The 14624-nt window shown below is 36.5% G+C and carries 16 protein-coding genes; all 16 read right to left on the bottom strand.

All coding sequences use genetic code 11. The features are described 5' to 3' along the window. On the bottom strand, positions 1-468 hold the full coding sequence (locus GM661_RS02095) for a TRAP transporter small permease (RefSeq protein WP_230868531.1): 468 nt from the start codon (positions 466-468) through the stop codon (positions 1-3). An 88-nt stretch (positions 469-556) separates the two neighbouring features. Beyond that, a complete protein-coding gene (locus tag GM661_RS02090; RefSeq protein WP_230868530.1) occupies positions 557-1555 on the bottom strand; it encodes a TRAP transporter substrate-binding protein in 999 nt (332 codons plus the stop codon). A gap of 307 nt (positions 1556-1862) precedes the next feature. Further along, a complete protein-coding gene (locus GM661_RS02085; RefSeq protein WP_230868529.1) occupies positions 1863-2645 on the bottom strand; it encodes an IclR family transcriptional regulator in 783 nt (260 codons plus the stop codon). A 291-nt stretch (positions 2646-2936) separates the two neighbouring features. Beyond that, on the bottom strand, positions 2937-4790 hold the full coding sequence (locus GM661_RS02080) for a patatin-like phospholipase family protein (protein ID WP_230868528.1): 1854 nt from the start codon (positions 4788-4790) through the stop codon (positions 2937-2939). Positions 4791-4822: 32 nt separating this feature from the next. Continuing rightward, positions 4823-6076, bottom strand: coding sequence for a transcription termination factor Rho (gene rho / locus GM661_RS02075; RefSeq protein ID WP_164522109.1), 1254 nt, complete (start codon positions 6074-6076; stop codon positions 4823-4825). Between the two features lie 199 nt (positions 6077-6275). Then, positions 6276-7130 (bottom strand): class II fructose-1,6-bisphosphate aldolase, encoded by an 855-nt coding sequence (locus tag GM661_RS02070; RefSeq protein WP_230868527.1) that lies wholly within the window; start codon positions 7128-7130, stop codon positions 6276-6278. Between the two features lie 33 nt (positions 7131-7163). Beyond that, complete coding sequence (locus GM661_RS02065; protein ID WP_230868526.1) at positions 7164-7808, bottom strand: hypothetical protein; 645 nt, start codon at positions 7806-7808, stop codon at positions 7164-7166. A 96-nt stretch (positions 7809-7904) separates the two neighbouring features. Beyond that, positions 7905-8408, bottom strand: a complete 504-nt coding sequence (locus GM661_RS02060) for a hypothetical protein (RefSeq protein WP_230868525.1) — start codon at positions 8406-8408, stop codon at positions 7905-7907. Positions 8409-8471: 63 nt separating this feature from the next. Beyond that, positions 8472-9179 carry an HAD family hydrolase gene (locus tag GM661_RS02055; RefSeq protein ID WP_230868524.1) on the bottom strand — a complete coding sequence of 236 codons (708 nt, stop codon included), beginning with the start codon at positions 9177-9179 and terminating at the stop codon, positions 8472-8474. Between the two features lie 4 nt (positions 9180-9183). After that, positions 9184-9357, bottom strand: a complete 174-nt coding sequence (locus tag GM661_RS02050) for an aspartyl-phosphate phosphatase Spo0E family protein (RefSeq protein WP_125987693.1) — start codon at positions 9355-9357, stop codon at positions 9184-9186. Between the two features lie 110 nt (positions 9358-9467). Further along, complete coding sequence (locus GM661_RS02045) at positions 9468-11081, bottom strand: CTP synthase (protein WP_125987691.1); 1614 nt, start codon at positions 11079-11081, stop codon at positions 9468-9470. 50 nt (positions 11082-11131) lie between these two features. After that, entirely contained in the window at positions 11132-11554 is a 423-nt protein-coding gene (locus GM661_RS02040) for a DUF1934 domain-containing protein (protein WP_230868523.1), read from the bottom strand. 397 nt (positions 11555-11951) lie between these two features. Next, positions 11952-12350: a flavodoxin family protein gene (locus GM661_RS02035; RefSeq protein WP_125987687.1), complete on the bottom strand. Its 399-nt coding sequence runs from the start codon at positions 12348-12350 to the stop codon at positions 11952-11954. A gap of 76 nt (positions 12351-12426) precedes the next feature. Beyond that, complete coding sequence (locus GM661_RS02030) at positions 12427-13377, bottom strand: SufB/SufD family protein (protein WP_230868522.1); 951 nt, start codon at positions 13375-13377, stop codon at positions 12427-12429. Beyond that, on the bottom strand, positions 13367-14092 hold the full coding sequence (locus GM661_RS02025; RefSeq protein ID WP_125987683.1) for an ATP-binding cassette domain-containing protein: 726 nt from the start codon (positions 14090-14092) through the stop codon (positions 13367-13369). Before GM661_RS02025 ends, GM661_RS02030 begins: the two co-directional genes overlap by 11 nt. Positions 14093-14230: 138 nt before the next feature. Further along, positions 14231-14548, bottom strand: coding sequence for a thioredoxin (gene trxA / locus GM661_RS02020; RefSeq protein ID WP_125987681.1), 318 nt, complete (start codon positions 14546-14548; stop codon positions 14231-14233). Positions 14549-14624 lie beyond the last annotated feature (76 nt).

Raw genomic sequence — 14624 nt, 5'->3', positions numbered from 1 at the left:
TTATTTCCCCCTTATTCTTTCAATTAGCGATACAATCAAAAATATGAACATCATAATTATCGAAAGTGGTAAAGAAGAATATAAGAACACTTTTGATATTTCAACAGAGGTTGCATATTGATTGCTTACAGAACTAACTACTGGAAGTGCATTATAAAAAACAATAGCTAAGAATACATATATAATGATTTGTATAATAATATCTAAAAACACTTTAATTTTATTATATAAATACTCAGGCAGAAGGATTTCCAGTACATTTACAGTCATATGCTCCTTTTTTTTAAGTAATAATGATGCTCCAAGAAAAGTTATCCAAACAAAAATCCACACTGCCATTTCACTCGCCCATAACATACTCCCCACAAAAACAAACCTGGTTATAACCTGAGCAAATAGCAATAACACTAAAACCGCAAGTAATATCCCAACAGTTTTTTCTACTATTAATTCTAGCTTCTTTCCCATTTTACTCTCCTTTTTTAATTAAGAAGCCTTGGAGAGTTACAATCTAACTTTCCAAGACTCCTTAATATTTTATAATTCAGCCTTAAGACTAATTTTGTTGTGCATGAAACTCCTCTACTTTTTCCTGAATTCTTTGATATAAACCAGGAACCCATTTGTTTGCAAATCGATCTGGAATATGGCTTAAAGCTTCTTTAAAGGCAGCTTGATCAACTTCAATAAATTCCATGCCTTTCTCTTCCAATTGTTTCCTTAATTTTGCTTCATTAGACTGTTGAAGTTTGGTGTGAAATTCTGTTACATCTTTACCTGTTTTTGTTATAATTCCCTGTAATTTAGGTGTTAATTTATTGAAGAACTTTTGACTTACTGCATAAGTATAAAATGCACGCTGATGTTCTGTAACATTTACATAATCATTAACTTCATATAAGGCAGAGGCCTCAATATTTGCTAAGGGATTTTCCTGTGCATCAACTACACCTTGTTTAATTGCCGTATAAAGTTCACTATAAGCAATCGTTTGTGGTTGTGCACCTAAAGCCTTCCAACTTTCAACATAGATAGGCTGTAAAGGAACCCTTATATCTAAGCCTTTAACATCTGATGGTTTTCTTACTGGATAATTTGTAGTTAAATTACGTGGTCCTCGCAAACCATAACCAATTATCCTGATATCTTTATTTTTAATCATAGCCTGATTCATTTCTTCACCAATTGACCCATTTAATACATACATAAGTTCTTCAGGGCTGTTAAAAATATAATATGCACTCCAAATGTTATATTTGGGAGCAGCCTGCTTAAAAATAGTAGTTCCAAAAATACCCATATCAACAGTACCCATCTGCATTGCTGTAATTGCATCTACCTCTTTACCTAATTGTTCATTAGGAAATAACTTTACTTCAATTTGACCATCAGTTCTTTCTTCAATTAGCCTTTTAAATTCTTTAGCTCCTTCCCCTTGTTCCGAATCTAAGGGCTCACTTAAAGCCACAATCATTTGATAATCCTTAGCAGCAGATATAGAAACCATACCAAAAACCATAACCATTAGCAAAGCAATCACAAAAAATCTTTTCATTTAATTAAATCCCCCTTCATTTTTTGAAAACCACTTCAAAAACAAAATACTTTTTTTTATTAAATTAATCACCTCCTATATTAAGTATAATTTATTTGAAAATCCTGCAGTTTTTTATGAATAAATAATATTAGTAATATATACCTTTTGTAAGTATTTGTTCGAAGAGTTAGTTAATTTACATTGAGAAATACTAGTCTATAATATTTTGAAAATCATATTTAACCTTTCCAATATAGTTATTTAAGATTAATATTATGTTTAATGTAATTGCCAAGCAACTTATTCAAGTTAAATACTACAATATCTAAACTGGATTATATAAGCTATACCCCAAACTATGCGAAATCTTATTAGCTGTCTGAGACAACCGCTCTAAATTCTCCTCTAAATTCATTTTCTGTTTCCTGAATAACTTCCTATTGGAAACACTAATACTTGCTTCTATCTCTCCTGAATTATTCCAGATAGGCATTGCCAGACAACTCGTGTTTTCCATGAATTCTTCTTCATCAAAAGCATAACCATTCTTTCGAACTTCTTCTAAGTTGCTTTTTAATTCATCTTTAGTGGCAATAGTATTTTGGGTTAGTTTTTTTATCTCTATATTTTCAATGATTGAATTTTTAACTTCTTCTTTCTGATAGGCTAATAGTACCTTACCTAATCCTGTACAATGAAGTGGTACCCGCCGTCCAACATGAAAATTGGTATCAGGGATTTCCGGACTGGGAATTCGAACAATATAGATGGCCTCACTTTTCCCTAATATTCCAAGACTTACATTAAGTTTTAAATCCTCAGCCAGCTCCCTTAAATGTGGTAAAGCAACTCTTCTCACGTCTAGAGAATTAAGAATTATTTTGGCAAAATTCAGACCTTTAAAACCTAGGAAGTATTTATCATCTTCATCTTTTCTCAGATAACCAATATGCTCTAATGTTTGAACCAGGCGCCATCCAGAACTGGAGCTAATATCTAATAAGTCAGTTATTTCCTGTGAGGTATACTGAATATTGTTTTCATTGAATAGTTCAAGTATTTTAAAAGCATTTACTACAGCCTGGTTAATGTAATCTTCATTTGCCATTATTAATCACACACCTTTTTTAAAAAATAGTATCAGTTTACATTTCTTATAAGTAGATTTATTAAAATATAATTTCAATATAAAACGATTCCTTAAAATAACCACCTAAATTTAACTTTAAATATAGATTAACACAGGAATTATTAAAAGTCAAGTTTTAATTTTTGTTTTTTTATATATTATATTGAAATTATAATTTCATAATTAATCAAAAGACTCTTTATATTTAAATCCGCATCTAAATATAAAGGGGCTAGCTCTATAATAATATTAATCTTTTCTCTCAATTAGTCAAAATAAATAATCAAAAGCCATACCTAAATGATAGTTTTCTTCTTCCTGGTCATAGGCATAATAGAAATTCAAGTCGACTGGTTTAAAACCTAGTAGATTAAACTTAGAACGAGTTCCTATCCCATAGGCCAAATGGTCTTTCTCCTGATTATGATAATCTGCAAAAAGATATGTCCCTATGTCTGTTAACTGAAATACACTCATTATCTTTATTGAGTCAAGAAATCGATATGTGTACTCTAGTTCAAGGGAAGATTGCTTTTCTACAAAAGGATCAGGTTTTTGGCCCCTGTAAATAATAGGGGATTCCATCAATTTGCTATTATTATAAACAAATGTAGAATTTATCCTCCACTTGCTGCTTATCATGTAGCTGGCCTGCTGGCTGGTCAAAATCTTGGCCTGATTAATACCAAAGGGAAAAAGCAAATCAGTCTCACCAGTTATCAAATTCTCACCAAAAGTAAGCTCATAACTATTATCAAGATAAAGATAATCCTGTTCTGCAATTTCACCTCGGCCAAAGCCAATTGTGTAGGCATATTGGTAATATTTAATCCCTATTTCATAATCTTGTAGATCACTATTAGAACTAAAGCTAGATTTTAAAATAAAATCCGTACTGTTTGTCAATTTACACCAGCGCCCTTTAATTTCAATATCATCAGTCTTATTATTTGTGTATAATCCATTTAAATGGAGCTGCCCTTTAGTATATTCCAGCCCATACTGGGCCTTAGCTCTGATGGTCCTGATTAAACCCTGATTAAAAAAGGAATGGTCTTTACCATAATGAAAGACCGGTATAATATCCCGGGAATCAACAATAATTCTATCGTATTTAAGATCGACAAACTCCTGTTCAACATTGATAAAAGGACGCGGTTGATAATCATCAAGTAGTATTTCTCTCTCCTGTAAAAGCCTTCTTAACTGCGGCATTTTCTTCCGGGCACTCCTGTAACCAAGTTCAATCAACTCTTCAGCTTTATTAAAGTCCATAAAAGAATATTTACTTACATCAGTTTCAATAACTATATCTGCATAATTTTCTAGAATACGTTTAGCATTTTTATCCTGTATCAAATCCAGAAACCTCTTAGTTGATTTAAGGGGTGTATCATAGAGTTGTGGAGGGGTTTTTTGGTCAGAGGACATAGTGGCGATTATCAGGTCTCCCCCGAGAACAGAAGCGGCTTTAGCAGGGCTGATCTCTACAGTACCAGGATCTATTAAAAACCTGCCATTTTTCTGATAGATTGGAAAATAAAAAGGGATAGCATAGGAACTTTGAATTTCCTCAGAAATCCTACCAGTAGTAGTCAAATACTTGCTGCCATCTGTTAAGTCATAGCTTAGCAGAGCAGTAGGTACTGGGTATTCCTCCAGGCGTTTATAAGGAGATATGTCTTCTATAAAACGGTTTACTTTGGCAGTCTTCAGAAGTGATTGACTATCAGCAACATTAATTTCCAGCAAACGGGAGAACGGGGTCCTGGTAACTATCTCTTCAATCTGCTCTATTGCTAAACCACTACCATATAGACTACCAACAATAGAGCCCATACTGGTCCCCACCACAATATCAATTGGCACCCCTTCCTCAACTAAGGCCTTTATCACCCCAATGTTGAACAAAGCCCTGGCACCGCCACCGGAAAGAGCCAGGGCAACTACTGGTCTTTCCAGATTATTAAAGCGGTTAATATCTTCTACAAGATAGGTCTCACCAGCCTCCTCAATTACTGTAAGGGAATTTTCAGAGTTGGCTAATACAGGGAGTGATAAGATAATTAGTAACATCATGATAATTACTATTTTCTCTATTAATAACTGCTTTTTTATAATCATTTTACTCGCCACCCCTATTATCATATCCCACTCTATTTAAATATCTTATCCAGGCTTTTTAATAGTTCTTCATTTTCTTTATTATTATTTAGTTGCTTAAGCATAGAGTTCATAACATCGGCCGAATCAGACCTGTTTATTCCTTTCCTGAAATTCCACATGGTCTTTAACTCACCTTCTGAGAGTAAGAGTTCCTCTTTCCTGGTTCCTGATTTCTTTATATCTATCGCCGGGAATATCCTTTGTTCAGCCAGCTGCCTGTCCAGGTGTAGTTCCATATTACCTGTTCCCTTGAATTCTTCATAGATAACATCATCCATCCTACTGCCTGTATCAACTAGTGAGGTGGCCAGTATTGTTAGACTCCCCCCTTCTTCGATATTACGCGCAGCCCCATAGAATTTTTTAGGGAAATGCATAGCAGTCGGGTCAAGCCCCCCTGATAGTGTCCTACCACTCGGAGGTACAGTTACATTAGAGGCCCGGGCCAGACGGGTAATACTATCCAACAAGATGACTACATCATATTTGTGCTCGACCAGTCTTTTGGCTTTTTCCAGTAATAGTTTTGCTACCTGAAGATGGTTTTCCGGGGGTTCATCAAAAGTAGAACTGATTACCTCAGCATCAACTGACCTCTTCATATCTGTTACTTCTTCTGGCCGCTCATCGATCAATAAGATCATAAGTTTCACATCAGGGTGATTTGCTGCAATACTATTAGCTATCTTCTGTAAAAGAACGGTCTTACCAGCTTTAGGGGGAGATACTATTAATCCCCTCTGTCCTTTCCCTACAGGTGAGACCAGATCGATTAAACGACTGGATACTTCACCAGGGTCATTTTCCAGGTACAGCCTTTCCTGAGGATATAATGGTGTCAGGTCTTCAAAATAGGCCCTGTCTTTAGCCTTTTCCGGGTCCTGAAAATTAACTGCCTCTATGCGTAGCAAAGCAAAATACCGTTCATTGTCTTTAGGCTCTCTAACCTGACCAGATACAACATCACCTGTCCTTAGATCAAAGCGACGTATCTGTGAGGCTGAAATATAAATATCATCACCAGAGGGGATATATTTTGAAGGACGAAGGAAACCGTATCCTTCACCATTTACTACCTCCAGAACACCTTCTGCAAAGATATTACCCCCTTTTTCTGTTTCTTTTTTTAACAGGGCAAAGATCAAGTCTTTTTTTCTCATTTTCGAATAATCACTCAGGTTTAGCTTGCGGGCAAGCTTATGCAGCTCTGGGATTGTTTGTTTTTCTAAATCACTAATATTCAATTTAAAACCACCTTCCCGGGAGATATAAAATCATCCCAATAAGTAAAAATTTGTTATTTATATAAATGAAATTTAAATTAAGATTTGACAGAATAATATTATGAAGACTGGCTTAATTATGATAGTTTTTCGAAGAGAATATTTAAAGAAAAGAAAAAGACCCCTGCAGGAGACAGGAGTCCCTGTTGTCTATAATGAACTAGGCTTTACCGTTACTTCCCAGGAAGGTTATCTTTTCGATAACTTTATCTTTAATGGCTTCTCTCCCCGGTCCACAGTATTTCCGTGGGTCATAAACCCCTGAATCCTCAACAAATATCTCTCTAATCTTACCTGTAAAGGCCTGTTGGAAATCTGTATTTACATTAACTTTATTAATACCCAGGGAAACAGCTTTTTTGACATCTGCTTCTGGTACACCAGAGGCACCGTGTAATACTACCGGCATGTCAATTTTTCCCTTGATAGTCTTTAACCTTTCAAAATCAAGTTCTGGATCACCACTATAAACACCATGGGCAGTACCAATCGCAATAGCCAGGGCATCCACCCCTGTTTCTTCAACAAATCTCACAGCTTCTTCTGGGTCAGTAAACGTAGCGTCTTTAGCCTCAACTGATACATTGTCTTCTGTGCCACCTAATTTACCCAGTTCTGCTTCAACACTAACACCAACTGCATGTGCAGCTTTAACCACTTCTTTAGTAAGTTTAATGTTTTCTTCCAGTTGATAATGGGAACCATCAAACATTACAGAAGAATAACCATTTCGGATACATTTCATACAGAATTCAAAGCTCCCACCGTGATCAAGGTGTAGTGCCACAGGTATATGGGTGTTTTTAGTAGCCGCATCAACCATACCAATAACATAATCCATACCGATATATTTAGCTGCCCCTTCACTTGTCTGTAAAATAAGTGGTGAATCCATTTCCTCAGCAGCCCAGATTATCCCCTGGAGAAACTCCATGTTATTAATATTAAAACCACCTACAGCATAGTTTTCCTTGTGTGCCTTATTTAAAATTTCAGCCATTGGAACTAAGTTCATCTTTATGTATACCCCCTTATAATTTTATATAATTTATCTATGGGTCTTTGAATTTTTTGATTTACCGGCAGCTAATTTAATAACAACCTCATCAAGGGTTTTAAGCCTTGTCAGGTCTTCCTTGCTGGAGGCAGATATCTGTTTTGCTGAATTGCAATTTGAACAGCAGAGTTCCAGTTTATTAGAAAACAGTTCAATATTTATATCATGACTCCCGCATTCACAATAAAGACCCCCAGTAGCTGCTATATCGTGAAGATAATCAAGTATCTCCAGCATTATTTCCGGATCGGCAAATTCATCAAACCCCAGTTCATTAGCCATAGAGTTAAGTTCCTCCTGTTGACGGTCCAGCTCCTCTCTGATTAAACGGTATGAACCAAAATAACCAAGATTGAGGTCAGTATCCAGGCATACTAGAGAATTAAGGTGTCTCTTTGACCAGAAAATATTGGACGGCATAACTTTAGTATGCTCCAGGTCACAGATAATACAGTAATACTTTATAGAGATATACCTGGAACCCTTTCTTTTAACGGCAGCCTTATGTTTCCCACATTCACAATAAAAGTCAAGCTCCTTTTCTCCAGATAACTGGAATATATTTAGTTGATGTACTTCTAACCGCCCACAGGCCGGACAGCGCATAGCAAACGCAGTGGATATCTCAACAACCATGACTAGTTACCTGATTAAGACCTAATCAGGTATTCACCTCCTCAACCATAATATTCTCCATAATAATGAAAAATCCTTTTTTAAAACATAAATATTTTACAGAGACGGGAAATGAATAACAATATTTTGGGCGGCAATTAATACAAGGTGCTCCCCTTTTTTCAGTAAATCCATCTCTTTATTAATTATATCATTACTCCAGTAGAAATATTCACTTTCAGGGGCCAATCCATCACCCTTAAATATTGAAAGTCTAATTATCCTGTCTGAAAGAGAAAGCTCAGTAATTTTACCCTCATAAACCTGATAATAAACCTGTAATTTTGCAACCTTCCCCCTGTTATTTAGTTCTACTTTGCCCCACTGGAAAAAACTACCCTCAATAGGTAAAGCAGCCTGCAAACTGCTCTCCTGGCCATTCCTGAATACCTCTGAACTGTCTGATAAATGGTACCAACTATCATTTATCAAAACAGCATTTTTTGCTAGATCAACAGCTTTTATATATCCTGGAGTCTCCTGAACGGCCTCTAATCTGCTAGTAAATAGGCCTGTTATAAAGAAGAAAATAAAAATTAAAAGAATAGTTTTCTTAAACATAAAAAACCCCCCTTAGTTCATTACCATTATTACCTGAGCTAAGGGGTTTTATACAAGCTGAAATTATTTATTTGTTAAATAAGCAAAAAGTTCCTCCATAGTCCCTTTCCAGTCTATCCTGGAATTATCTGTCCTTCTGTCAATTAAAAAATCAGTCAATAGATATGTCTCCATTCCCAGGGTAGCCGCTATCATATCTTCCTGGACATCATTTCCTATCATCATTGCCCTTTCAGGCTCAACATCAATTTTCTGTAAAATTTCCTGATAAAATCCCGGATTGGGTTTGCAGTAATGCATGTTTTCATAACAGCTTATATATGCAAAATCTCCTGGGTCAACATTAGCCCAGTTCATTCTTTCCTTGATGGCCTGTAATGGAAAGACTGGATTTGTGGCCAGTACCAATTGATACCCTGACTCTTTTAAGTGTTTAATTAAATTAGCTGGCACCTTACCTGCCCTTATGTCTGCCCCTAAGCGGGGAAACTTCTCCTGATAAAATTTATCAAACCTGTTCATCATATCACTTTGATTATCAACACCCATTAAATTCAGAAAAGAATCAATAAAGACATCAATATTTAATCTTTCCCCATTGTTTTCAATCATAGCATTGGTAGCCTTGAGTAATGACTTAATAAAGTAATCAGGATCAAAAGTATCTGAAAACTCCCTGGTTAAAGCCTTAAAATATTTCCTTAAAAAATCATCAATATCTATCGGCAAAAGTGTCCCATCAAGGTCAAAAAAAACTACATCCCTTTCCAAATAATCACCTCTTAATATCTCTCATATACTGGATAATATAGCTGTCCATCTCTTCGCTCAAATTGTAGACATCTTTATCCCTGAAATTTCTTGTCTCTTCATACTTCTCCACCAAACTTTCCCTCAGCAATTCCATTTCATGATATAATTTTCCTCCAGAAACCCTTGTTATCATCATTTTTCACCAACCTCACTAAAAAGTTCCTGTAAATTATATCATATCTGGAATCGATATACAATATTTGCCATAAAATAATATTTTTATTTTTTTACTGCCTTGAGATGACTCTATTTGCTATTTTCTACAGCAGCCTCTACAAAACCAACAAACAAAGGATGCGGTCTATTGGGACGAGACTTAAACTCTGGATGGAATTGAACCCCTACAAACCAGGGGTGTTCTGGCAGCTCTATAATCTCAACCAGTCTATTATCAGGTGAAATACCAGCCATAACAATCCCCGCTTCCTTTAGTTCATTACGGTATTCATTATTAAATTCATAACGGTGGCGGTGTCTCTCGTAAATTATTTCTTCATGATAAACATCATAACTTATAGTATCAGGGGTCATTTTACAGGGATAAAGCCCCAGTCTCATGGTACCACCCATATTTTCTATATCCTTCTGATCAGGCATCAAATCAATCACCGGGTGTGGTGATTCAGGGTTAAACTCAGAACTATTAGCCCCCTTATAACCAGCTTTATTTCTAGCAAATTCAATTACTGCACACTGCATCCCCAGACAGATACCAAAAAAGGGTATTTCATTTTCTCTAGCATATCTAATAGCATTAACCTTGCCTTCTATCCCCCTGTCGCCAAAACCGCCAGGTACTAAAATACCATGGGAATCACCTAAATAATCAGCCAGTTCAATATCTTCTTCCAGTTTTTCTGCATAGACATAATTGATCTCAACATCAGCATTATTAGCAATACCAGCATGTTTAAGTGATTCATTAATACTGATATAGGCATCAGGGAGCTCAACATATTTCCCGACAATAGATATCTTGACTTTCCCGCCGGGTTTTTGCATCTTCTTGACCATCTCACACCATTCATTGAGATCAGGTGCATGCACTTTGTCCTTAAGACCCAGCTTGTCTATAACATAACTTGCCAGACCCTCTTCTTCCAGTAATAAGGGCACCTCATAAATATGGTCAGCATCTATCACCTGAACAACAGCATCTTTGTCAATATCACCAAAAAGGGCAATTTTATCTTTTACCTCCCGGGTTAATTCCCTGTCACAGCGGCAGACAACAGCATCTGGCTGAATACCTATACTCCTTAGTTCCTTAATACTATGCTGGGTTGGTTTTGTTTTCAACTCACCGGCAGTAGCAATATACGGAACAAGGGTACAGTGTAAATAAAAGATATACTCCTTCCCTAAATCACTCTTCAACTGACGGATCGCCTCAATAAAGGGGAGACTCTCAATATCCCCAATAGTCCCGCCAATTTCTGTAATAACAACATCAGCATCTGTTTCCCGACCAACCCTGGTTATCCTATCTTTTATCTCATCTGTAATATGTGGAATCACCTGTACAGTAGCTCCCAGGTATTCACCCTTTCTTTCTTTCCTGATAACAGAACCATAGATCTGGCCGGTAGTAACATTATTATTCTGGCTTAAATTAACATCAATAAAGCGTTCATAATGTCCCAGGTCAAGATCTGTTTCAGCCCCATCATCAGTAACAAAGACCTCACCATGTTGATAGGGGCTCATTGTCCCCGGGTCTACATTGATATATGGGTCAAACTTTTGAATGCTGACTTTCAATCCCCTACTTTTTAATAATCTACCAAGTGAAGCAGCTGTAATACCCTTTCCCAGGGCTGACACCACACCACCTGTCACAAAAATATATTTACTAGCCATTGATACCCCCCCTTGATAGTCTTCTCCCTTTATCTAGATTTTAAGTGAAATTAAACCCAGTTAATTAATAAATTGTTTCTACTGGTATATTGTCCATTGAAATACAATTTATAGTCTATTAAAATACTACCTTTTTTATCCCTGAGATCTATCTTTAATTCTTCAGTTAAAACAGCTGTCTTAATCCTACCATAATTTGTTTGATAACTACCTTTTTCTTTCTTTCCATTGACAAATGTTTGCTGATACTCATAGGGCTTAGCCCTAATAATAAGGACCCTTTCACAGGCCTGGTCAATCTTTATAGTCGTCCTGACCCCTGATAAACCTGCTGAATAATCATTATATACCAGATAATGTAACCTGTTTTTGCGATAAATTAACCCCTCTGTCGAACTATTAATCTCCTCTACTCTGCCATCATCTGGGTATTTCTGACAACTCTTAATAGTTAATTCAATCTTCCTACTCATATTAAAACCCCTGTACTTTCTATCGAACAAAATGGCTTCGCCACCCAAACTTAATCAATAATTATTTATTTTTACTTAGAACCACTTTTCACTCAAAGTTAACTACTCATCATAATAAACCAGACCAATATATTTACTGGACGACTCTAGAAATTGGCTGGAGGTAGGACACCGGAAGACAATTTCTCGACAGTAAACGAAGGCAGGACGCCATAGTGCACGACAAGGTAAGTAAATATATTGGTCGGTCTTTAAAGTTATCCACAATTTCATATAACATAAGAAAAAACCACAGATGGTGTCTACCCACTCTGTGGCACCTTATACATTATATAATAGGCATAAAAATATTACAAGGATATTTCCCTGCTCAAATAAATAAAACCATGAATAAATATTACAGCTTCCCACCAAATACCCTTGCTTCTTTTACTGTACTAAGGCTTACAAAATCTTTGACAATACACCCCAGACTCTCCAGAACAGCCATTACTAATTTTAAGGCTTTGGTAGTAGCAAATCCCCTCGGGGTCACAAAAGCAACAGCCTCTTTACCAACTGTCCTCTTACACTGCCCTAAAAAGGGTTTAATATTTTCATCAATCTTTCCTTTAAAAAAACCCTTTGTTGGACTACCGACTAAAACCAGGTCATAACTGTGGAAATTAACTAATCCCCCGGTATCACTGGTACTAATTCGATCTGCCTGATTACCATTATTAACAATACCTTCAACCATAGCTTTAGCAATTTTAGTAATTTTATCATCCTGAGCATGAATGACTAATACCTTCATATTCCCACTCTCCCAAACAGTAAATCTTTACAGATATTGTATCATATAAAATATTGCCAGGCAAATAGGGAAGGCCTTATTTTAACATACCATTTACAATCAAATCTGTAGCCTCTTCTTCATTTAAGCCCCTGGCTATCAAAGTTTCCAGCTGTTTCTGGTTTATTCTCCCTATACTTGCCTCATGGGATAATTCAGCCAGGTCATTGTTTACCCTGATAATGGGGACAGCACTGACTTCAGCCTCACCTTTTACAGCCTCAACACAATCTATATGTCCCTTGACATAAGGGGCATTACCGTAAGCCTCTCCAATAACCTCACTAACTGTCTTATCTGAGGCAAAAACCCTGGTCTTGGCTAGTCCTCTACTTCCTCTGCCATTGAGATGGATTGTTTCTTTTATCCTGATTTGATCATTTTTTTTACCATATACCTTACTGACAAACTCGGTTACAGCCTCTTTAGCTAACTCAACCTCAAAATCAACATCAAGTTTACCGACCCTGCCCTTAACCAGTTTAAATTCATTGAAATAATAAGCACCTTCAGACAGATAGGCCTTTGCCCTGGGGAGCACTTCTATCCCGGCATCAGGACCGTGGTAGTGAACCTCTTCATAATTTAAAATAGCATTCCTACCCAATCTTATGACTGAATCCATCTTATGTACCACATCCTCAGCTTTTGGGAAACTGCAGTGTGCTTTTAAGCTGGCTTCAGCCCCTTCTTCCAGAATATACTCTGATACTATATTTTGAATACCACTGCTGTGTGTAACACCAAAACACATATGCATCGGTTTCTTTAATTTTGTCCCTTTACTAATGGTTATTCTGGCCTTAATACCATCTTCAATCTCTTCGGTCTCAATTGTCAGGCCCTTAACCTGGTTAATACCAACAACCTGGTCTTTATTTATCAATAAAAAGGCAGCACTATCATCATCAAAAACCGAAGCAGCACCACCACTTTCTTCATAGGCATCAACCAACAGTTCAAAATCTTCACTATGATTAGTAAGCAAGGCTATCACCCCCGGTTTTCAAATATTCACACCTATCACACTGATGTTCATAGAAATAACGCACATCATCAGGTTCTCCTTCACGATAAGCCACACCATTACAAATCAAATAGACATAATCTAGATTATCAAATATATTTACATTATGGGTTATCATAATGACTATACTCCCTTTATCTCTTAGATACCTGGCAACATCCAATACCTTTTCATATGAACCATAGTCAATTCCAGAATCAGGCTCATCAAGAATTACAACCCTGGGTTCTATCATCATTACAGAAGCCATCTCAATGCGTTTCCTTTCCCCACCACTCAAACTGTCATTCAATTCTCTTTTTAAGTACCTTTCAGCAGGGAGGCCGACTAATTCCAATAGATCAACGGCTTTTTTAGCTGAATAACGCCCACCAAGTGTTAGGAAGTCATGGACAGTAATGCCTTCAAAACGGGCAGGCTCCTGCCAGGCAAGGGTAATGCCCTTCCGGGCCCTCCCCTGGATATCCAGTCCTGTAATATCCTGCTTATCAAAAATTATCTGCCCTTTTTCCGGAAAATAGTTTTCAATCCCCATTAATAAATAACCCACTGTACTCTTTCCTGCACCATTCTGTCCTAATAACCCATATATATTCCCCTCGTTAAATTCAAGGTTTAACCCCCGAAAAACCTCCTTATGTCCCAGGGTTAAATAAACATTGTCTACGATCAGCATTATTTACACCCACCCTCTGGTCTTATATATCTACCTGAAATATATTATAAATGAATCAGCCATAAATTACAATAGATAACAAAAGAGCAGGGGTTTTATCCCCTGCCAGTAAGCTTATTTTTTATATTAACGATATCATTAACTTAAACCAAGTTTACTGACCAGACTGCTCTTAGGCATATAACCAGTAACTTTATTCTTAACCTCACCATTTTCAAATAATATAATAGTAGGTATACTCATTACCCCATAATTGGCAGCCAACGCCTGATTATCATCAACATTCAGCTTACAAACCTTAAGTTCATCATGTTCCTTAGCAATTTCTTCAACAACCGGACCTACCATCCTACACGGTCCACACCACTCTGCCCAGAAATCAACCAGCACAGGTTTATCCGCATTAAGCACTTCTTTGTTGAAATTATTATTATTTACTTCCTTAGTATTGGCCATTAAAAATCACTCCTTCTATTTTAATTTTCTTGTCTTTTCTTCTATTATAAATCATTTTTAAAAAAATAATGTTAAC

The sequence above is a fragment of the Iocasia fonsfrigidae genome (genome assembly GCF_017751145.1).
GTDB classification, from domain to species: domain Bacteria; phylum Bacillota; class Halanaerobiia; order Halanaerobiales; family DTU029; genus Iocasia; species Iocasia fonsfrigidae.
Note: the sequence above shows the minus strand (reverse complement) of the source record. Positions and strands in the feature narration are given on the sequence as shown.